At 66.1% G+C, this 19,191-nt stretch carries 18 protein-coding genes and 3 pseudogenes; 10 read left to right on the top strand and 11 right to left on the bottom strand.

What is annotated here, in order from left to right; translation table 11 throughout:
• Positions 1 to 375 precede the first annotated feature (375 nt).
• Positions 376 to 1,215 (top strand): helix-turn-helix domain-containing protein, encoded by an 840-nt coding sequence (locus AB0J69_RS42375; protein ID WP_364130077.1) that lies wholly within the window; start codon positions 376 to 378, stop codon positions 1,213 to 1,215.
• Positions 1,216 to 1,434: 219 nt separating this feature from the next.
• Here the strand turns inward: AB0J69_RS42375 and AB0J69_RS42370 are convergent, their stop codons facing one another.
• On the bottom strand, positions 1,435 to 1,626 hold the full coding sequence (locus AB0J69_RS42370; protein ID WP_364130074.1) for a hypothetical protein: 192 nt from the start codon (positions 1,624 to 1,626) through the stop codon (positions 1,435 to 1,437).
• 30 nt (positions 1,627 to 1,656) lie between these two features.
• Between AB0J69_RS42370 and AB0J69_RS42365 the strand changes: the two genes are divergently transcribed.
• Positions 1,657 to 1,863: a dihydrofolate reductase family protein gene (locus tag AB0J69_RS42365; RefSeq protein ID WP_364130072.1), complete on the top strand. Its 207-nt coding sequence runs from the start codon at positions 1,657 to 1,659 to the stop codon at positions 1,861 to 1,863.
• A 139-nt stretch (positions 1,864 to 2,002) separates the two neighbouring features.
• On the opposite strand, the gene AB0J69_RS42360 is transcribed toward AB0J69_RS42365, so the two are convergent.
• Positions 2,003 to 2,926, bottom strand: a complete 924-nt coding sequence (locus AB0J69_RS42360) for a hypothetical protein (protein ID WP_364130069.1) — start codon at positions 2,924 to 2,926, stop codon at positions 2,003 to 2,005.
• A gap of 100 nt (positions 2,927 to 3,026) precedes the next feature.
• Positions 3,027 to 3,434 carry a DUF3592 domain-containing protein gene (locus tag AB0J69_RS42355; protein ID WP_364130066.1) on the bottom strand — a complete coding sequence of 136 codons (408 nt, stop codon included), beginning with the start codon at positions 3,432 to 3,434 and terminating at the stop codon, positions 3,027 to 3,029.
• A gap of 466 nt (positions 3,435 to 3,900) precedes the next feature.
• Here AB0J69_RS42355 and AB0J69_RS42350 point away from each other — a divergent pair, with 466 nt between their 5' ends.
• Entirely contained in the window at positions 3,901 to 7,509 is a 3,609-nt protein-coding gene (locus AB0J69_RS42350) for a serine/threonine-protein kinase (protein WP_364130064.1), read from the top strand.
• 877 nt (positions 7,510 to 8,386) lie between these two features.
• Positions 8,387 to 10,036 (top strand): hypothetical protein, encoded by a 1,650-nt coding sequence (locus tag AB0J69_RS42345; RefSeq protein WP_364130061.1) that lies wholly within the window; start codon positions 8,387 to 8,389, stop codon positions 10,034 to 10,036.
• 532 nt (positions 10,037 to 10,568) lie between these two features.
• Here the strand turns inward: AB0J69_RS42345 and AB0J69_RS42340 are convergent.
• The 6 genes and pseudogenes from AB0J69_RS42340 to AB0J69_RS42315 form a co-directional block, all read right to left on the bottom strand.
• On the bottom strand, positions 10,569 to 10,781 hold the full coding sequence (locus AB0J69_RS42340; RefSeq protein ID WP_364130058.1) for a hypothetical protein: 213 nt from the start codon (positions 10,779 to 10,781) through the stop codon (positions 10,569 to 10,571).
• Between the two features lie 298 nt (positions 10,782 to 11,079).
• Positions 11,080 to 11,859, bottom strand: a complete 780-nt coding sequence (gene istB, locus AB0J69_RS42335; protein WP_364130055.1) for an IS21-like element helper ATPase IstB — start codon at positions 11,857 to 11,859, stop codon at positions 11,080 to 11,082.
• Positions 11,856 to 12,737, bottom strand: a pseudogene (locus AB0J69_RS42330) (IS21 family transposase); the annotation flags it as partial. The gene istB and the pseudogene AB0J69_RS42330, both read right to left, overlap by 4 nt.
• A 44-nt stretch (positions 12,738 to 12,781) precedes the next feature.
• Positions 12,782 to 13,177 carry an ankyrin repeat domain-containing protein gene (locus tag AB0J69_RS42325; protein ID WP_364130053.1) on the bottom strand — a complete coding sequence of 132 codons (396 nt, stop codon included), beginning with the start codon at positions 13,175 to 13,177 and terminating at the stop codon, positions 12,782 to 12,784.
• Between the two features lie 78 nt (positions 13,178 to 13,255).
• Complete coding sequence (locus AB0J69_RS42320) at positions 13,256 to 13,711, bottom strand: hypothetical protein (protein ID WP_364130050.1); 456 nt, start codon at positions 13,709 to 13,711, stop codon at positions 13,256 to 13,258.
• Between the two features lie 109 nt (positions 13,712 to 13,820).
• Positions 13,821 to 14,129, bottom strand: a pseudogene (locus tag AB0J69_RS42315) (integrase core domain-containing protein); the annotation flags it as partial.
• Positions 14,130 to 14,193: 64 nt separating this feature from the next.
• On the opposite strand from AB0J69_RS42315, the pseudogene AB0J69_RS42310 reads away from it, so the two are divergent.
• The 6 genes and pseudogenes from AB0J69_RS42310 to AB0J69_RS42285 all read left to right on the top strand — a co-directional run.
• Positions 14,194 to 15,411 (top strand): annotated as a pseudogene (locus AB0J69_RS42310) (IS30 family transposase); the annotation flags it as partial.
• 9 nt (positions 15,412 to 15,420) lie between these two features.
• On the top strand, positions 15,421 to 15,714 hold the full coding sequence (locus AB0J69_RS42305) for a nuclear transport factor 2 family protein (RefSeq protein ID WP_364130225.1): 294 nt from the start codon (positions 15,421 to 15,423) through the stop codon (positions 15,712 to 15,714).
• A 66-nt stretch (positions 15,715 to 15,780) separates the two neighbouring features.
• A complete protein-coding gene (locus AB0J69_RS42300; protein WP_364130047.1) occupies positions 15,781 to 16,092 on the top strand; it encodes an antibiotic biosynthesis monooxygenase in 312 nt (103 codons plus the stop codon).
• A gap of 77 nt (positions 16,093 to 16,169) precedes the next feature.
• Entirely contained in the window at positions 16,170 to 16,385 is a 216-nt protein-coding gene (locus tag AB0J69_RS42295) for a hypothetical protein (protein WP_364130045.1), read from the top strand.
• Between the two features lie 85 nt (positions 16,386 to 16,470).
• Positions 16,471 to 16,968, top strand: coding sequence for a SigE family RNA polymerase sigma factor (locus tag AB0J69_RS42290; RefSeq protein WP_364130043.1), 498 nt, complete (start codon positions 16,471 to 16,473; stop codon positions 16,966 to 16,968).
• A gap of 4 nt (positions 16,969 to 16,972) precedes the next feature.
• Entirely contained in the window at positions 16,973 to 17,962 is a 990-nt protein-coding gene (locus AB0J69_RS42285) for a hypothetical protein (RefSeq protein ID WP_364130041.1), read from the top strand.
• 87 nt (positions 17,963 to 18,049) lie between these two features.
• On the opposite strand, the gene AB0J69_RS42280 is transcribed toward AB0J69_RS42285, so the two are convergent.
• Entirely contained in the window at positions 18,050 to 18,319 is a 270-nt protein-coding gene (locus AB0J69_RS42280) for a hypothetical protein (RefSeq protein WP_364130223.1), read from the bottom strand.
• A gap of 341 nt (positions 18,320 to 18,660) precedes the next feature.
• The coding region (locus AB0J69_RS42275; protein ID WP_364130038.1) for a helix-turn-helix domain-containing protein at positions 18,661 to 19,191 on the bottom strand (531 nt) is incomplete at its 5' end.

Raw genomic sequence — 19,191 nt, 5'->3', positions numbered from 1 at the left:
TATGCGGTTCGCGGCCCGGCCACCTGTACGCGTTTCCCGAACACGCACTACGTCCATCACGGGCACACCAGCACGAACGGCAGCGCGATCAGCCCAGCATGTAACTTCAGCAAATGGATCACGAGCAGGAACCATGCCTTCGCGTTCATCGGCGCATGATCATCCAACTGGCTGCATGAGCTGTTGCCGCGACGGTGACCAGGAAGACGGTGTCGCGGAGAACCGTGATAGGGGTCGCCACAGGCGTTCTCACCGATCCTGAGGCTCCGAGCATAAGAGGCAGCGAGCACCTGGCCGATGGGAGCTTGCCGGCGGCAGGCAGTGCGGGCAGCCACGACCTGGCGGCCCATCCGTGCGTCGGCGATGCTGTGACGTGTGCAGTACGTGTCCCTGGTGCCGCGACCGCCGCTGAACGAGCTGATCGACGACCTCTACTACCTGGAGGGCACCCCGCCGTACTCCCGGCTGATGTTGCCGCCGATGCCGTCGGCGTTGCTCGTCCTCAACCTCGGGCCGCCGTTCCGCATCCGCGCCGCCACCGGCGTCGAGACGGCCGGATACGCCGACGGGTGCGTGATCACCACCCCCACCCGCGCCTTCGAGTTCGGCTACCCGCCGGGTACCAGGTCGGTGGGCGTGCACTTCAAGCCATGGGGGCTAGCGCCGTTCCTGGGGATGCCCGCGGCCGAGCTGCGCGATCTGCCGGTGACGGTGGAGCAGGTCTGGGGCCGCCGCGCCGTCGCCGGGCTGCGCGAGCGGCTGGCCCTGGCGCCCGGGCCGCACGAGATGCTGGCGCTGCTCGAGGACGAGCTGCTGCGGCGGCTCACCGAGACCACCGGCCTTGGGCTGGTCCGGCACACGAGCGGCGTCATCGCCGCGGCCGGGGGCACGGTGACGATCGGTGGTCTGAGCGTGGCCGCCGGTGTCAGCACCACCTATCTGGCACAACGGTTCAAGGCCCTCATCGGCGTCACACCGAAGCGGCTGGCGCGCACCTACCGTTTCGCCGGCATCGTGCTCGCGATCGACCCCACCGGGCCGGTCGACTGGGCCGAGCTCGCCGGGCGCGCGGGCTACTTCGACCAGGCCCACTTCGGGCACGAGTTCCGGACGTTCACGGGCCTCACCCCCACCCGGTACGTCGACGCCAGGCGGCGGTTCCTGCGCGAGCATCCCGGCCACGCGCTCGACGTCGGGCCACTGCCTGCCGGTTGATTTCTTACAAGAGCCGGCATCCCTCGGCACGCCAGTATGGGCACTTCCCGATGAACAGGAGAGAGCCATGGGCAAGGTGGTCATGTACAGCTCGGTGTCGGTCGACGGCTTCATCGCGGACCGGAACGACCAGGTCAGCCCGCTGTTCGAGTGGTTGTCCAACGGTGACGTCCCGCTGGACGAGAGCGGGCAGATCAAGGTGTCGCAGGCGTCCTACGACTACACCCGGTCGTACTGGGACGAGATCGGCGTGACGATCGTCGGTCGCCACGTCTTCGACATGACGAACGGCTGGGGCGGCAAGCCGCCGGGTGAGATCGCCCACGTGGTCGTCGTGACGCACCGGCCGATGCCCGAAGGCTGGGACCCCGAGGCGCCGTTCCACTTCGCCGACGGCGTCGAGACCGCCATGCCAAGGCACAGGAGCTCGCGGGCGACCGCATGGTCGAGGTCGCCGCCGGCGACGTCGGCGGCCAGATGCTGGCCGCGGGGCTCGTGGATGAGGTGGCCATGGACGTCGTGCCCGTGGTGTTCGGGTCCGGCAAGCGCTACTTCGGCTCGGTCGACGCGCAGCACCTGCTGGAAGATCCCGATGTGGTGATCCAGGGCAAGCGGGTGCTCCACCTGCGCTGTCGCGTGCGCCGATGACCGGTCCGAGCCGGGCACGCGCGGCTCCCCGGTTGTGATGGCGGGTGTCAAGGCCGGACATGGCGCGAGATCACGGGCCCGGTTTCGCGACAGCGATGGGCGTATCTGCACGAAGACGGGTGGCGGACCACCGAGCCCGTCAGCAGGCATTGCGCCTACCCGTCTCCGGTCCTGCGGCCCCGATCGCCACCTCCACGTCGGCCGTCCGGCTGTCCGGATCCGTGGCCGCAGGTTCCGGTCCGTTGCGGAACCGGTAACCGGTCGACCGGAGGTGCCGGTATTCGAATACAGCCAGCACCAGCGCCGTGGCCGCGCCGCAGAGGTTCAGCATGAGCCACAGCCAGTCGGGCACGCCATTGGTGTCGCGGGCGATGATCTCCTGGCCGCTGATCAGCAGCATGAGACTCGTTGTGCCGATCGGTGCGAGCAGCGGATGGACATCGCCCATCCAGAATCCGGTGCGCGCCGCCCAGTAGATCGTGCAATACCAGAAGCACAAGAACCAGGGAATGAGGACAATCACCAAGCCTATCGCGGCGAGCAGCCAGAGTGCTGCCGACCCCGAGGCGTTGAGGTCGATGTCATGCTGAAATTCGACGTCACCGTTGGCGAGGGAGCCGATGTTGAGCTCACCGGCTGCGGCGAGGACCAACACGATCGGCAGGTAGAAGAAGGCCAGTGCGAGAACCGCGCGTCCCATCATACGCAGCACGCCGGGCAGGAGTTGGATGCGGTGGCCGGCGCGGGTCACGATGAATATCACGAGGATCGGTAGCGGCAGCAGAATCACGGCAAGCCGCCCGGTCTCCATCGCCTTTCGGATGATGTTGGCCCAAACGTCCTGATAGCGGGAGGTCGCTATCAGGATCACGCCGAGGCCGACCGCCGATCGCCAGAACGCGAGCCGGTCCAGCATCCGGTCTTTGCGCAATGGGCCGACCCGGGGTTTGAACAGGAACTTGGCGGTCATCCATGGAAAGAGCACGGTGGCGATGACGCGCCTGGCCGGGCGGCCATCATCGGGGTCGGGCCTGCGGTCGTGTTGCAGTTCTACTGCGGACATCTGGCTCCTTTGCGATATCAACTCGGTACCGCGGACGCTCTGATGGTTCTGGATGGAGAAACCAGCGCTCGCAGGAGTTCGGAGCGCGGCCCCATCGGAGTTAGACGATATTGAGCGTGATGAGCACGCTGAGGATCACGAAAAGCAGGCCGGAGCCCGTCACGAGCCACCCCATGGTCGAACCGCGCTGGCCGCCGGTGTCGATGCGGGCATGTCGCAGCTTCTGCGGGTCGTAGAGGATTGTGACGCGATCTCCTGGTCGAGGAGGGTTGGCCTCACCGAACTTCGAGGTGACCTCGACCTCGTGGCCTTCGAGGGTCGTGAAACGGAAGATCGGCTTGCGGGTAGGGCTATCAGGGTCACGACTCTGCACCAGAGCAGTGATTACGCCGGATACCCGAACCCCCCGGGCACGGAGCCGTCGTGCGCTGATCAGCAGCCAGATGCCGTACGCCAGGTATGCCAACCCGAAGAAACAGAGCAACGCGGGTGAAGATGTCGATTCCAATAAGGGTCACCTTTCGCTCAGGTGAGAATCAGCCATGGCAAGGGTTGGTTCCCGCGTGCGGAAGGCTCGGTAAGGTGGTCTGCCTCTCCTGCGGTTTCTCCTTCATGTACGCGGTGTTCAGGTGATGAAAAACTTCTTTGGGCGTTTGACTAAGTTGCCGGAGGATTGGTTCATGCGTGTGATCAGAGTGTGAGCGGCGTCACATTGGCGTCTTTTCCGGCTGAGCAAATACGGACAACGAGGCATTCATGGCTGCAAACGATCCGATCTGGGAGGCGCTGTCCAGTGCCGAAATCGTCAGTGCGGGATGAAGGTGGCCGAAGCGCCCTGCTCATCGGAGTGGTCGGTGATCAGCGGGGCGTCCACGTCGATGACGATCCACCCAGTCGCCCCACTGAGTCCTTTCATCCTGGGTAACCGGCGCTCTCCTCACGCCTCGGAGCCGTCCCGAACCAAAGGAGTGCAAATGGCGTCGAACCCTCCTGAAGGCGCGGCAATCACGCGCCCCCTCGACGGGGTGGAGAGTGCGATGGCGGCGGGTGATCCTGATCGGCTGGGTGGATACTGGGTGGCGCGGCGGCTGGGCGAGGGCGGCCAGGGCGTCGTGTACGAGGCCTACGACGACGCGGGAGGCCGAGTAGCGGTCAAGGTGCTCCGGCGCGGATCCCGAGGCAGGGATTTCGCCCGGGAGGTGGCTGCGGCGCAGCGGGTGGCCTCGTTCTGCACCGCGCGGCTGATCGCGGCGGACGGCTCGGGCGACCAGCCGTACCTGGTGAGCGAGTACGTCGAGGGACCGAGCCTGCGCCGGGCGGTGGAGGACGGCGGGGTGTTCTCCGGCGACCGGCTGCACGCCTTGGCGATCGGCATCATGACCGCGCTGGTGGCGATCCACGAGGCGGGCGTGGTGCACCGGGATCTGAAGCCGGACAACGTGCTGCTGAGCCCCGAGGGCCCGCGGGTGATCGATTTCGGGATCGCCCGTACCCAGGAGATGTCGCATTCGGCGTCCAACCAGGTGCGAGGCACTCCGCCGTACATGTCCCCGGAGGTGCTGAGCGGCGAACGGGCGGGGCCCGCCTCGGATGTGTTCGCGTGGGCGGCGGTGGTGCTGTTCGCGGCCACAGGACGCAGCCCGTTCGAGGCGACGACGATGGGCGCGATCATGCATCGGGTGCTGACGCTGGAGCCGGACTGCGAGATGCTGCCACCGGTGCTGCGCTCCGCGGTGAGTCGCGCCCTGGCCAAACCGGCGCGGGACCGCCCTCCGGCTCGGGATCTGCTGCTGGATCTGCTGAGCGGCCGGGGCGGGCGCGGGCCCGGCGGAGCGCTGCTGGATCGCGGGTTCAGCGCCGCGGCGCGGGCGCGGCCGGCGGTGATGGTGGCCTCGCCGCCGTTGGGGGCCGTGGCGGAGAGGATGTACGACGCCCTGCCCTCTGCCGAGCGGGCGGCGGTGCCGGACGTGTTGCTGCGGTTGATCCAGACGGGCGACGGCGGCGAGGACGTGCTGCGGACCGCCGATCCGGCGGAGGTGTGCGGGGGCCGGCCCGGCCACGAGACGGTCCTTACGGCCTTGCTGGATGCCGGCCTGGTCATCAGGCAGGACGCCGGAGTGCGGCTGGCGAACGCGGCGCTGCCCCGGGCATGGCCGCGATTACGAGAGTGGCTGGAGGCTGAGCGGCCGGGGCTGGCGATCCACCGGCGGCTGAGCGAGGCGGCGCGATTGTGGGACCTCCACGAACGCCGTCCGAGCGACCTGTACCAGGGCAGCGCCTTGGAGGTCGCGCGTACGTGGGCGACCGGCGGGCGGCGCTATCTGACCCTGAGCCCGCTCGAGGACCGGTTTTTGACCGAGGGGCTGACGGCGGCGGCGCGCCGGTCACGGCGGCGCCGCCAGGTGACGGCCGCGCTGGCGGCGCTGACACTGGTCGCGTCGGGCGCGGGCGTGTACGCCGAGGCGCGGCGGCGGGAGGCGGTGACCGAGAGGGCGGCGGTGGCGGCGCACCTGGAACGGGCGGTGGCCCGGTCGCTGGTGATCCGCGCGCAGGGGATGCGGCTGGCCGATCCGCGCACGGCGATGCTGCTGAACGTGGCGGCGTGGCGGATCGGCCCACAGGAACCGGAGACGCGGGCGGGATTGCGCGAGGCGCTGACGCATCCGGCCCGGGACGTGTTCTCCCCTCCGGACGCGGCCCCCGGAACGGTGTACGCGCTGAACACCACGGGCACGATGCTGGTCGGGGTGCGCGAGGGCGTGGCGACGGTGTGGGACGTGGCCGGGCACAAGCGGGCCGGTCGGGTGACGGGCGTGGGCGCGGGTGTACGGCAGGCGGCCCTGAACCACGACGGTTCGCTGCTGGCGGTGCGAGACGAACGGTCGGTACGGCTGTGGGACGTACGGTCGGGGCGCCCGGTGGGCACCGGGTTCGGCGGCGGGTACACGTTCCTGGTGCAGGAGTCCATGCGGTTCAGCTCCGACGGCAGGTTCCTCCGGCTGCCCTCGGGGCTGGAGGTGCCGGACACGGTGTGGGTGGATGTGCGCACCCGCCGGGCACTCCGCGCGCCGGGGGGCGCCCTGGTGGACGAGCTCGGCCCGGACGGTAGATACGCGGTGACGGGCCTGAACTCCGTTGAAACCTCGCGGGTTCGGGTGTGGGATCTGGTGTCGGGCAAGGGGCGCACGCTGGAGTTCCTGGAGGACAGGAGGGACGCCACGGATACGGTGTTCAGCGCGGATGGCAAGGTCTTCGCCACGGTGCGCGACGGCGCGGTGAGCTTCTGGGATCTCGCCACGGGCAGCGCGCTGGACTGGACGTTCGCCGACGGTGCGGGCACGCGCCATGTGGCGCTGTCGCCGGACGGGGCGCTGCTGGTGACCGATGACGACGACGAGATCGCGGTGTACCGGACCGCGGACGGCAGCGAGCTGTCGCGGGTGCCGTTCGCGACGTCGGGGGTGGAGGCGCCCTCGGCGTTCGGCGCCGACGGCAGGACGCTACGGCTGCTGGGCCAGAACGGGACGGTGCTGACGTTGCGGACGGCCGAGCCGGGCGGTGCGCGGGCCGCCGAACCGGTGAGCGGGGCGCTGGGCGGGACCACGGCGGCGGCGGTCATAGGGACCCGGTTGGAGGTGCGGAACGCGGAAACCGGCGGGTCGCCGCGATCGTTGCGGGTCGCCGCCGAAGGGGAAGGCGCGGACGATCCCCCCTGTTGCGAGGTGGCGGTCAGCCCTGACGGCTCGCTGATCGCGGTGGGCGGATTCCTGAGCGTGGCGGGGGCAGACCCGAAGAAAGCGTCGGTGGCGGTGCTGGACGCGACCGATCTCACGGTCAAGGCGGTGTTCGCGATCAAGCAGCAGATGGAGGGAGTGTCGACGCTGGAGTTCGGCCCGGACGGCTCCTCGCTGGCCGTCTCTCCCACCCAGGTGGGCGATCTGGACGAGGGCAGCGAGGCGCCGATGGAGCTGTGGCAATGGCGTACGAAGAAGGTGACGCTGCTGCGGGAGGCGCACGCGAACCAGCCGGTGGCGTTCGGCCCGGACGGCCGGACCTTGGTCACCGGGACCGGAGCGGTGATGGAGATCCCGTCCGGGCGCGTGGTACGGCGGCTCGACGCGGGCGTCCCGGTCTTCGGCCCCGGCGGCAGATCACTGGCGATGGCGGGCCCGGCGGGAATCACCGTGTGGGACACCCGCACGTGGCAGCCGTCGGGGGTGCGGCTGGCGGCGAAGTCCGCGTCGGCGCCCGCCTTCTCCCACGACGGCCGCACGCTGGCGGCCTCCACACCGGCCGGCGTCCGCCTGTGGGATGTGGCGACGGGACGTTCCATGGGGGCGTTCGCCGCTGGAGAGGAGGCGGTGGACCTGTCGTTCGCGCCCTCGGACGGGCTGCTGTACACGGTCGGGGTGCGGGGTGAGGTGCGGGCGGAGAAAATGGATCCGGCACTGACGGCGACGGCGGTGTGCGCGCTCGCGGGACATGAGCTGTCGCCGGGAGAGTGGCACCGCTTCGTCCCCGAGCTGCCCTACCGCCGGGTCTGTGCCCCCTCTACCCAGCCGGGACAGGCACGAGCGCGGTGATGACCAGGGGATGGGTCTGACGGGGAATCGAGCGTCTGCGCCTATGCGTCCGGATATGTCAGCACGGCCCGGCAAGAAGCCCGAATCACAGAAGCAGACCAACCGACCCCCCGGTGCTCCCGGCTCCGGAGAGGGTTGTCCCTTTCTAGGGTTCAAGGGCTGTGACCAGCGCCTTTGTCGATGCTGTGCCGATTGGATAGGCACACCGGTCCACAACTGGTCCACAATCAAGCCTGGGGCGGCCTCTCCGGGGATCCGCTCCTCAAGCCCATGAAAACGTATGGAACGACTCTCCGTTGCCGCTCTCAGGGCGTCTTGGCTCGCCGGAGCCCTACAGCCATGTCCGCAGGGAGAACCCTACGTCGCAAGGTGGTATCCACATACCTGGCACCAGCTCTACCATCTGTGATCACGCAACCCACTGTAGTCGTGCCTTTACTTCCCAGGGAGATGGCCTGATGATGGGCTAGGACAAACGCGGGGCCAATGCGGCTGCGGTCAGCTAAAGGCTGCAACGATCCGGGGAGCACGAAATGCCCGATGAAGATCTTCTGCACTTGATCTCACTATCTACGGACGATCTACTGGTAATTTTGGCAGAGGAATCAACAGTCGGAGGGCTCCCTATTGATAGAGATCGCAAGCGGGCTATAGGGCGCGCCTTGCTTCAAGGCTGGTTCGCGAAGTTCCGCAGCAAACTATGCAATGGCGACTTAAATCTATCGAACAGTACTCGGACTGAGGATATGGTACGGGATGCAGCCCTCATAATGGATGCTATTCTGGCGATATCTTCCATGCAGGCACCACTGGCAACTATTTCCGTGCTAATGGTCAAGTATGGTATAGACGCCTTGTGTAGAGAGACTCTGAAGTCATGACTGATGATTTTCGTTTTCTTATCTCCGCCGAGATCGAATCCCTGCCTCGGCATCCTGAGGCGCGTTACGCGTGGAATCCGAATTCCGCCCGTGAAACATTGAGAGCCCGAAATAGGCTGGTATCCGAAGCCGAGCAGCTTACGGACGAAGATATTGAGAGGCAGACATCGGGCACGCACTCCTCGAGTGATGCATCGACGGATGGAGCATGGAGCTTAGCCTTATCCATAGCATCAGTTTTTCTGATAGAGCATAACCGGCCGGACCTGCTGGCCGTCCTTGATCGCTGCTACCTGGCTATATCCAGAGCAGATCGATGGTCAACGCTTCGAACTGCAGTTGACGATACTGTCGTAATTTCAATGGACTATGGCTTGATGGGTGCCCTATCTCGCGTTGGGCGCTATTTGGGGTTCTATTGGAAATGGAGCCGACTACTGCCAGGCAGGGTCTACAGTCGTGAAAGACTTATTCCATCTGACGTCATGGAGAGGATATTTAGGGTCTATTTTCGCGACCTTCGATATAATGGATATTTTTCCTATAGCAATCATGTGCTTGAGCCTCGATGCGAGCTGACGAATGTTGCAATAAAGCTAAGTGCCACATTTATCCTTCTTCACGAGCTTTCGCATGAGCTGCTGCGAGCAGACGATTCATTGTTCCCAAGCCCCCATAATGATGAGGAATTGATCTGCGACGCCCTCGCGTCTACGATGTTGGCCACGCTATCGACATCACCTATCTTCCGAGGAGTTGAACCAGGCGTAACGGCGATAGCGGTACGACATTTCTTCCTCACCCTTCGCTTGATTGATGATGCTATATATATGGTTCGTCCGCAGACTCATCCGCACCCACTTGACCGTGAAGAAGTTGCAATGGATGCGCTGCTTAGAGCATTGGGGCCAAGTGGTGCTCACGCATGGAGTCGCGTAGTCTACCGACCACTGTCGGCATTAGCCGACTTGACAACTCTCGCACCGCCGTGGCTCGACATGGACGTCAAGCTCAGTTCGGTTTTCACCTTTGCTAATAACCATTTTGTGCTCGATGATCGCAGCCCGTCACGTGCCATGCAGGTCGACATAATGGAATACATTGATTGCGAGATTCATCGAGACCCGGATCTTATGGCCTCCGATTTAATAAGCATTATCAACAAACTTCTGAGCTCGGGCGGCAGCCTGGCCGGATGTCCAGCCGAACTGGTCGAAATGGCGCGTAACCGCAATGCGTCGGCAGAGATTGGCTGGGAATGGGTGGACCGCTTTCTGCAGCTTAACTCAGCCATTATGGACAAAATCTGGTCGCTCGTGCCAAAAGATGGTCTTACTTATTGTGGGTGTGACTTGTATAGAGAGTTCGATAATCTGGCTAGGCTTAGGTACCTTGTCTGGGCTCTGTGTCATTATCGACGAGGATGGATTAGTATGTGGAGAACTGGCTTACGCAATTGGGGGACAAACGTAAATCACGAGATTCCACGAGCGATGTGGGATCTCAGCTGGGTTATTCGAGATGAGCCGGACATGGGCAGAAGAAACTCAGGTCAGCGGCCCGACCTGCGCAGCTGGCATGGTGCGACTTGGCTGCATCGAGAGGGTGCCACCGGTGATAACCGGGAGCCTGATACTGGTCGATGACGGGCGCAGCCTCTGATCGCAGCCTGGGCATGAGCTGCAAAGTACGATAAACGTGCCCCCTATCATGATTCGCTGATATTCAATTGAGGGCAGGTGCACTTCGAAAGTATGCCGCGGGCGCGCTCAGTGCGGCTATCGGCCGTCCTAAAGGATGAGCAGCGTCTACGGGCCAAGTTTCCGAAGGTGACGAGGACGGACTCAACTGATATGGCTGCCGCAGGGATGGGTGAACAGGTACCTGACTGCGGCGTAGGCGTCAGAATCGCTGGAGGAGCGGTTAAGCGCCTTCTTGCCTTCCTGGTGGATCGCCCTGTTCATGATGTCTGAGGAAGGTCTCCGTGGCCACGGCATACATGAGTTTGGTGGCGAACTTCGGGTCCAGCGCACGCTGTTCCAAGGCGGCAGGGCGGAGTCTGGGATCTGGGGGTCGCCCGGGTGGTTGGATAGGTCGCTGACGGCGGCGTAGAGGTCGGGGTTTGAGGCATTGCTATGAAAATTCCCGTCGAAGCCGACCATCCCATTCGCTGCCTGGTCAGGTGCGCCCCGTTCCGCCATTCTCGGCGGCGATGGTTTCCTTGGGGCGCCGTAGCTCCGGACGCTTGGCATGGATCCAATTGGCTGCTTCCCTGACCGCGGTCAGGTGCGAGGTGTCCAGGTCGAACTGTTGCAAGGTGCGCCGGATCTGTGGCTCGCTGCTTTCGATCGCAGACCCGGTACGGCCAAGGGTCGGCTCGAAGAGCGCCATCAGGCGGGGTTGATGCCCGAGTAGTTTCCCACACGCGGGGATCAGGGGCGGTGGGATAACTCATGACGGGCCTCCAGCGCGAACGGCAGGACGCACACGGTCAGCGAAACCAGCGTATCCCCGTGCCCGGCTTGCTCAGAGGCATCATGTTCAGACCGGTATGGCCCCGCTGGAACCGGGGGCATGATGGTTCAGATGCAGATCCAAGAAATGTTGCAGTCGCTCGATACTCGTGTCAACGGCCAAGTGCGTGTCGCCGCGGGTGGCCAGGTAAAAGTCCCCAGGTCTTCGTAGTTGACTACTTCTTGGTGAGGCGTCCGCTGCTTCGAGTGCGGGCTTGTCGCATGCGGAAGGACTCTCCTTCGGTGACCACGACGATGCTGTGATGCAGGAGCCGGTCGAGCAGGCTGACGGCGGTGGTGTGCTCGGGCAGGAATCGTCCCCATTGGTCGAAGGGCCAATGGGAGCCGATGCCGAGCGCGCGGCGTTCGTAGGCGGCGGCGACGAAGCGGAACAGCAGCTGAGCGCCGGTGTCATCCAGCGGGGCGAAGCCGACTTCGTCGATGATGACCAGGTCAGCGCGCAGCAGGTTCTCGATCACGCGGCCGACGGAGTTGTCGGCCAGACCTCGATAGAGCGTCTCGACCAGTTCGGCGGCGGTGAAGTAGTGGACCTTGTGACCGGCCTGGACGGCGGCAACGCCGAGCGCGATGAGGCTGTGGCTCTTGCCGGTGCCAGCCGGGCCGACCGCGCAGTAATTCTCCGTCGCGCGAATCCACTCCAGCGAGGCCAGGTAGTCGAACGTCGCGCGCGGGATCGAAGAGGTTGTGACGTCGAACTCCTCGATGGTCTTGATGACCGGGAACGCGGCGGCCTTCATCCGGGCGCGGGCGTTGGAGGCATCACGAGCGGCCAACTCCGCGTCGATGAGGGTGCGCAGGAACTCCTCGGGGTTCCATCGCTGGGTGCGGGCGGTGACCAGCAGCTCCGGTGCGAGCCGGCGGATCGTCGACAGTTTCAGGCGGCGTAGCCCGCCATCGAGGTCGGCGGCCAGAGCGGGAACGGCCGGCGCGGTCATGAGGCGTCCCCGATCCGGCCGAACGTGTCCAGCTTGTCGAGGGTGTAGTCCGACAGCGGTCGAATTGGCACCTGCGGCAGCTCTAGCACCAGTGCGTCGCCGGGCGGGCGGACCTGCGCCGTTCCGGCTCCGGCGGCCAGGATGGAGCGGACGTCCTCGGCCCGCCAGCGGCGGAAGGCGACCGCCCGTTCCAACGCCGCCAGCAGCGCCTGCTCGCCATGGGCCGCGTGCATGGCGGCCAACTCGACCAGATCGGCCGCCAGCCGGGTGTTGCCTGAGGCGGCCGAGCCGGTCAGGAACGTCTCGGCGACCGGGCCGAGCGCCAGGAACGTCTTCTCTGTCTCGGTCCTGGGCCGGGCGGCGCGGCGTGGTGCGGGCCTGGGGCCGCCGTAATGCTCATCGGCCACCGACGCCTCGCCGGGCGGGACGGGAGCGTGGTCGGCGACGACCTCGCCGGTGGCCAGATCGCAGATCAGCAGCCGCCCTGCGGCCTCGACCACGGCAACGCGTGCGCCGATCAGGCGGGTCGGCACCGAGTAGCGCGCCGAACCGAAGCGCACGCACGACAGCTTGTCGACCTTGCGCGTGATCGGCGGCTTGCCGATCGCCGGGCGCAGCGACGGCAGCGCGCTGAGCAGGTCGCGTTCGGCGGCCAGCCGCTCGGCCGGGACCGCGCAGATTTCCGAGTGCACGACCGTGTTGACCTCGGCGCACCACTGGCGGGCCGCGACGTTGGCCACAGTCAGATCATCGAAGGGAGCCTGCGGCACGATGAGGTCTCGCTTGGCATAGCCGACCAGGTTCTCCACGATGCCCTTCGACTCCGGATCGGCGGCCTCACACCAGTCCGGGCGGAAGGCATATTCTCTGAACTTCAAGATCACTGAGAATCAGGCTTCTGCCGACGACAACGCGGCCGATGTCACGGTAGGTCGGCGAAGAAACGTGCGACGTCGTAGTTGGCGATCAATCGGGCGAGGCCGAGCGGGGTCTGACCGCTATTGTTCGCCTTGAGCGGGTCGGCTCCCCACCGGCGCAGCAATTCGATCAGCCGACCATCTCCCCGTGAATTGAACACTGCAGTATTCAGCGGTGTATTGCCGTAGTGGTCAGCCTGGTCAACCGACGCGTGCCGTTGCAGGAGCAGCTGGGCGACCGCGACCGAGCCTTCCTGGGCTGCGAAGTGCAATGGCGTCAGTCCCTTTTGATCTGACGCACTCGGATCTGCTCCGGCGTCCAAGAGCGCCTCGGCTGCACTGACGTCGTTGGACGCCGCCGCGTAGTGCAGCGGCGACCTGCCAGCGCGATCAAGACTCATAGCACTTTTCCTTTGTGGAGGGTGTCAACGTGAAGTTGTGACCGGTGTAGCCGCGCCGTTTATGACGCGCCGTCACCCTTAGCGGAGCCCGCTGCCGGCGACGTTACCGATTCCGGGAAGGCCAAGATCGACGGTAGTCGCGTGGGAGCGTCGATCAACTTGGGCAAGCTTGTCTTCGACACCAGCGAGGCTGACGTGGAGTCCTTCGACCTCGCCGAGCCACCCTTCCCGTTCAGCTTCGGCGATCCGCGCCAGGAGGTTGTCGCGGATCTCGGCCAAGCGGTCGCGTTGTGCGGGATCGGGCCAGAGCATCGGGCAGCGGATGCAGGCGTGTTCGTGGATGCAGGGTGTGCCGAAGGCACGACCACAGGTGCCGGTGGAGACCTTGCGGCGTTCGAAGTGGCCGAGGAACTCGGTCCATTCCTCGTCGGTGGGAACGCGGTATTCCTCGCTCGGGCGCAGAGACCGGCGCCGGGCCAGGAAGGCCAGGTGCGCCTGGATGGCCTCGTCGGGGTAGACGGCCTTGTATCCCATGGTGACGTTGATATCGCGATGACCTGCGATGACTTGGGCGATGTGAGGCGGCAGGCCGTTCAGGACGGCGTCGGTGATGTGAACCGTGCCGGGTTTGTTGGAGACCGGGTTACGTGGCTGGGGTGAGAGTAGCCGAGTTGATCTTTGTGCGGTAGAGGGTTTCGTATTCGGCGGGTGGAAGGTCTTGGCAGGCGCTGTGAAGGCGGCGGTTGTTGTACCAGTCGACCCATTCCATGGTGGCGAGTTCGACGTCGTCCAGGCCCTTCCAGGGGCCGCGGCGGTGGATCAGTTCGGTCTTGTACAGCCCGATGGTGCTCTCGGCCAGCGCGTTATCGTAGCTGTCCCCGCGCGAGCCGACCGAGCTGACTGCGCCGGCGTCGGCGAGTCGGTCGGTGTAGCGGATCGACAGATATTGGGCGGATTCAACCGGTCGTCGCAACACCTCGATTTGGGAGGCGTTCATGGGTCGGCCAGCTGGATGGATGCAGGCGTTGACGGGACGGTCACCGATGAAGTCGCCGGGCGCTCCAGCGCATCGGCGGGAGATCGAGCGGGCGTTCTGGCGAGAGATCGCGAAAGGGCTTCTTGCTGAGGAGGCGGCTGCTGCGGTCGGGGTGTCGCAGGCTGTGGGTGGTCGGTGGTTCCGGCATGGTGGTGGCATGCCACCGATGGATCTTGCCCCGCTCTCCGGCCGCTACCTGTGCTTCCAGGAGCGGGAGGAGATCGCGATCTGGAAGGCGCAGGATGTCGGGGTTCGGGAGATAGCCCGGCGGCTCGGCCGCCACCCGTCGACGATCTCCCGGGAGCTACGGCGCAACGCCGCGACCCGCGGCGGCCGGCTGGACTACCGCGCGTCTGTCGCGCAGTGGAAGGCCGACCTGGTGGCCCAGCGTCCAAAAGTGGCGAAGCTGGCCACCAACGACCGGCTGCGCCACTACGTGCAGGAACGGCTATCCGGTCAGATCCACGGGCCAGACGGGACGGTACTCGGGCCGGAGGCTGGGCCGTGGAAAGGGCGGAACAAGCCGCACCGAGGAGATCGCCGATGGGTGACCGCCTGGAGCCCGGAACAGATAGCCAACCGGCTGAAGGCCGATTTCCCTGATGATGAGTCCATGAGGATCAGCCACGAGGCGATCTACCAGGCCCTCTACGTCGAGTCCCGGGGCGCGCTCAAGCGCGAGCTTGTCGCCTGCCTGCGCACAGGCCGTGCGCTGCGGGCTCCCCGAGCCCGCTCCAAGCGCAAGGCGTGGGCGCACGTCACACCCGAGGTGATGATCAGCGAGCGGCCGGCCGAGGTTGATGACCGCGCTGTGCCAGGACATTGGGAGGGTGACCTGGTCATCGGGTTGGAGCGGTCGGCGATCGGCACGCTGGTTGAGCGCACGACCCGCTTCACGATGCTGGTCCACCTACCTCGCCAAGAGGGATACGGCATCATCCCACGGACCAAGAACGGGCCGCCGCTGGCCGGGTATGGCGCCGAGACGATGAAGAACGCCCTCGCCGCCACCATCGGTGCCCTGCCCGAGCACTTGCGCCGGTCATTGACCTGGGACCGAGGCAAGGAGCTGTCAGCACACGCTCAGTTCACGATCGAGACGGGCGTCCCGGTCTTCTTCGCCGATCCTCACAGCCCTTGGCAGCGCGCCACGAACGAGAACACGAACGGCCTACTGCGCCAGTACTTCCCGCGGGGCTGGCATCGTGTGTGTTTCTCCCTTCCGCCAGCACGATCATGCTGGCTTCAGGGTCTCCAAGAAAGTCGGAGCGGTTCAATTGGACCGGAGAGCGTCACCCTGGCATGGCAACGGCTTCATGAGGCGTTCCCCGAAGCCCAGGTTGTCGTCGAGGACATGGTCGTCGAAGGCGACACCGCCGCTGTCCGCACCAGCGTGCACGGCATTTCCGGCCAGCAGTCACCGACCATGCTGGAAATCTTCAGGGTGCACGACGGGCGCATCGCAGAACTGTGGGGCCTGTCCTCCCTGCAGCGCACCTGATGTCCAGCCGAGCGTGGAAAGAAGCCTTGAGTCGATGACAGCGGATGGGCCACAGTTTCGCCCACAATGACGATCGAGTTGGCTCGCTTCCGGGTGCGCCAGGGGACCCAGGACAGGTTGGTAACTGAACGACCAGAGATGGTAGCGGCGTTGCGGCGACAGTTCCCAGGGTGTCTGGCCGCGTATCTGACCAAGGGCGACGACGGCGAGTGGCTGGACGTGGTGCTGTGGCGCAGCCGAGCCGAGGCCCAGCACGCCGCACGGGAGGTCAACTCGGTGCCAGAAGTGCGCGACGTGGTTTCGTCACACTGCAGAGTCGGGCGGATTGCGGCATGTGGAGGTCATCTCCGCCTGGAGGGCCGATGGGTGGCCGACTGAACGTGGCACCGTGACTGGGGCGTCTGCGAGTCGTCCAGGATCCTGCCCCGCCCGTGCCGAGCCCGTAACCCTTGCGCATGCGCTTCGCCGAGCTCCGCATGAAGCTGACGTTGCCGCAGCTCTGCCTGCGCGCCGTCACCGCCGCGGTCACCCCGAACGCGCCGCCGGACGCCTTCATCCGCACCACCCCGGCCGACGCGCTCCGCCTGGCCGATCCCGAGCACACCTCGAAGGCGATCGCCCAGCTGCGCCGCCAGCTGCAGGAGACCAACCCGGCGAGCGCGTCGAGCTGATTCTGGAGTATTCGTCCTACGGTGCAACCTTCCGCACCCTGGGCGGCGTAAGGACGGGTGACTGTCACCTGAGGAAGGACCGTTCATGGCGGATCGATCGGAGTACGACGCGTTCGTCGAGGCGTCGTGGCACCGGCTGCTCCGCACCGCCTACCTGCTCACCCGCGATTGGGGAGCGGCCGAGGACTTGGTGCAGACGGCGCTGCTGAAAGCGTGGCAGGCCTGGCCGCGCCTGGGCGGCGAACGCGAGGCGTACGTCCGCACGATCATTGTGAACGTCCACGTCTCCTGGTGGCGGCGGCGCCGGAGATGGGCTGAGCTGACCAGCGAGTCGCCGCCCGATCAGACACAGGCGGCCGATCCCATGGGGCAGGCCGACGAGCGCGAGCTGGTTTGGCAGGCACTCGGGCGCCTGCCCGCCCGCCAGCGGGCTGTCATCGTGCTGCGGTTCTTCGAGGACCTGACCGAGGCCCAGACCGCATCGATGCTCGGTTGCAGGGTCGGGACGGTCAAAAGCCAGGCGAGCAGGGCGCTGGCCAAGCTGCGGGTGGACGAGTCATTCGTCTACGAGAGGAGGAGGTAGCACCATGCCCATCGACCAGAGAGAATTGCGCCACCTGCTGGACGAGCGCAGCCGCCCCGCACTCGATCGCCCGATCCCGTGGCACTCATTGCGGGCCAGGACGCGCGGCGCCCGATGGCGCCAGTTGTCAGCCGTCATGGTCGCTGTGACGGCTGTCACCGCGGGAACCATCGTGGGCCTGCGCGGGCTGCAGGAAGTCGATCAGCTGACCAGCGCGCAGGTGACCGAGAAGCTCCCGATCCAGTACCAGGAGCCTGACGGCACCACCTACCGCAGGCTCGCCATAGCCACGTTTGACCCGTCGAAGGAGAAATCGAAGACTTTCCCGGTGGAAGTGAGTGGGAAGCCGGTGGCCGTGCTGCCCGACTGCCCGTCTGATAAGGCAGGGCCGCAGCCCCTGATCACCGCACGGGTGCCGGGGGCAGCCAAGACGTACACACTGTCGCTGACGCCTTTCCCGAACTCGTGCGCTCAGGGCGCCGCGGCCGACATGGCGCCATTCCAGGCCGGGACGCGGCGAGCCACGTTCACCATCACAGCGATTCCCAACGCTCCAGCGGGAAAGTGGCGGTTCGGCGTGTACGAATGGACGCCGCCAGCCACGATGAAGGCCGCTTCGTCAGCGGCCGAGCCGCGCGCGAAGATCGGGAAGGATCTGAGCCTGGTCACCAAGGGCAGCGCCATCTGGCCCGGCAGCCGCGAGGTGACGCTCACCGTGCCGAACAGAGGCCGCACCCTGGCCGTCCTCGCCTATTGCGGAGACGGCCTCGCCGGGCGGCTCCCCCTGCAGGTGAGGGTGAACGGGCACTTGGTCAAGGGCATCAGTTCCTGCGCGGCCCCGCCAACCGGGCCCGAGGTAGGGTCAATGGCCATGGCCCGGCGGCCCCTCAGCGAAGAAACGCTGACGATCACGGTCCGGCTAGTGGCGCCCATGCCCGAATACCTGCAACGCCCCGGGACACTGACGGTGGCCCTTTATGACAGCGTCATGTGATTCCGCGCTCGCCGTCACCGCAGCACCGGTACTTTGTGCGGTGCCAGAACGCGGATACTGCTGCTGGGCTGGGCGTTTTCCGGGTGATCAGGCTGCTCTGTGGTACTCGTTGATCAGTCCTGTGACGGTCCTTCGGCGGTGGATCCGGGAGGTCATGTCGATCATCTGGCTGGGGTGGTGCAAGGGAGGGCGGAGGGAACAGGCCTGATGTGGGCGATGATCGGCCGGCGCGGAGGAAGAGATGCAGTAGCGGCCCAGGACGTTGAGGTGGGCATGGCCGAGCGGGGGCAGCCAGGCGGCGTCCTCATCCTTGACCGGGACGCCTTGGGCGCGTAGCCGGTCGACCGCGGCCGACAGGTACGTGGAGTCCCACAGCGTTGACGACGAGACCCAGAGCCCGCTAATTGATCTTCTTGCCCTTCAGCCAGGCGCATACGACAGGGCCGACCGGGCGGGCGCCGACATGCCGCGCCTGGAGGCCATCAACCAGGCGAAGGTTCGCTGGCGCACGTGGCCAGGCGCCTCGATCACGATACGGATGACAGCGGGGACGTGCTCGAACAGCGGATCGCCGGGTATGCACCGGCGGCCGCGGGCTCGCGGTCCGCGGCGTCCAGGCATGGCTCAACCCGCTGCCCGCCCAGCGCTGGAAATCTTGAGCAGCGGGTTACGGGGTGTGGTGGCCTCCGCGCGGATGGTCAGTCGAAGTCGTCGTCGAAGGCGGCGCCGAGAGCGGCGGCGATCAGGCCGGGCAGGTCCGGGCGCCCGTCCTCCTGGGCCCAGCGCATCACGGCGACGAGCATCGCGGCCAGGCAGGTGCTGGCCGCAACCCAGGTGCGGAACTCCGATTCGGGGTCCGGCGCGTCGCCGAGCAGGGCGTCGACGATGGCCTTCTGGGTGGCGAACTGACTGTCCAGGTGGCGGGCGCGCAGGGCCGGCGTGTCGATCATCAACCGCACTCGGGCGAGCAGCAGGTCCTCCTCGGGCGACGAGCGCGCCCCCTGCGCGTCGTCGGCAGGTCTGGCGGCGGTGCGGCTCGTTTCGATCAGGGTCCTGGTGGTTTCGACCAGGGTCCGCCCGATCCGGCGCACCACGGGCTCGTCGGCCGGCCGGGCTGCGACCCGGGCCGCGATGAGGGGGTCGTACTGGTCGTAGAGCACCAGGTCTTCCTTGGTCGGGAAGTGCCGGTAGACGGTCATCGTCGAGACCCCGGATGCCCTGGCGACGTC

The organism is Nonomuraea sp. NPDC049709, from assembly GCF_040674815.1.
Taxonomy (GTDB): Bacteria; Actinomycetota; Actinomycetes; order Streptosporangiales; family Streptosporangiaceae; genus Nonomuraea.
Note: the sequence above shows the minus strand (reverse complement) of the source record. Positions and strands in the feature narration are given on the sequence as shown.

Coding starts and splice junctions, on each gene's coding strand:
- AB0J69_RS42370 (WP_364130074.1), bottom strand. CDS start 1,626: ATGGCGGTCTCGACGCCGTCGGCGAAGTGGAACGGCGCCTCGGGGTCC.
- AB0J69_RS42365 (WP_364130072.1), top strand. CDS start 1,657: ATGGTCGAGGTCGCCGCCGGCGACGTCGGCGGCCAGATGCTGGCCGCG.
- AB0J69_RS42360 (WP_364130069.1), bottom strand. CDS start 2,926: ATGTCCGCAGTAGAACTGCAACACGACCGCAGGCCCGACCCCGATGAT.
- AB0J69_RS42350 (WP_364130064.1), top strand. CDS start 3,901: ATGGCGTCGAACCCTCCTGAAGGCGCGGCAATCACGCGCCCCCTCGAC.
- AB0J69_RS42345 (WP_364130061.1), top strand. CDS start 8,387: ATGACTGATGATTTTCGTTTTCTTATCTCCGCCGAGATCGAATCCCTG.
- AB0J69_RS42340 (WP_364130058.1), bottom strand. CDS start 10,781: ATGGCGCTCTTCGAGCCGACCCTTGGCCGTACCGGGTCTGCGATCGAA.
- istB (WP_364130055.1), bottom strand. CDS start 11,859: ATGACCGCGCCGGCCGTTCCCGCTCTGGCCGCCGACCTCGATGGCGGG.
- AB0J69_RS42325 (WP_364130053.1), bottom strand. CDS start 13,177: ATGAGTCTTGATCGCGCTGGCAGGTCGCCGCTGCACTACGCGGCGGCG.
- AB0J69_RS42320 (WP_364130050.1), bottom strand. CDS start 13,711: ATGGGATACAAGGCCGTCTACCCCGACGAGGCCATCCAGGCGCACCTG.
- AB0J69_RS42300 (WP_364130047.1), top strand. CDS start 15,781: ATGACGATCGAGTTGGCTCGCTTCCGGGTGCGCCAGGGGACCCAGGAC.
- AB0J69_RS42295 (WP_364130045.1), top strand. CDS start 16,170: ATGCGCTTCGCCGAGCTCCGCATGAAGCTGACGTTGCCGCAGCTCTGC.
- AB0J69_RS42290 (WP_364130043.1), top strand. CDS start 16,471: ATGGCGGATCGATCGGAGTACGACGCGTTCGTCGAGGCGTCGTGGCAC.
- AB0J69_RS42285 (WP_364130041.1), top strand. CDS start 16,973: ATGCCCATCGACCAGAGAGAATTGCGCCACCTGCTGGACGAGCGCAGC.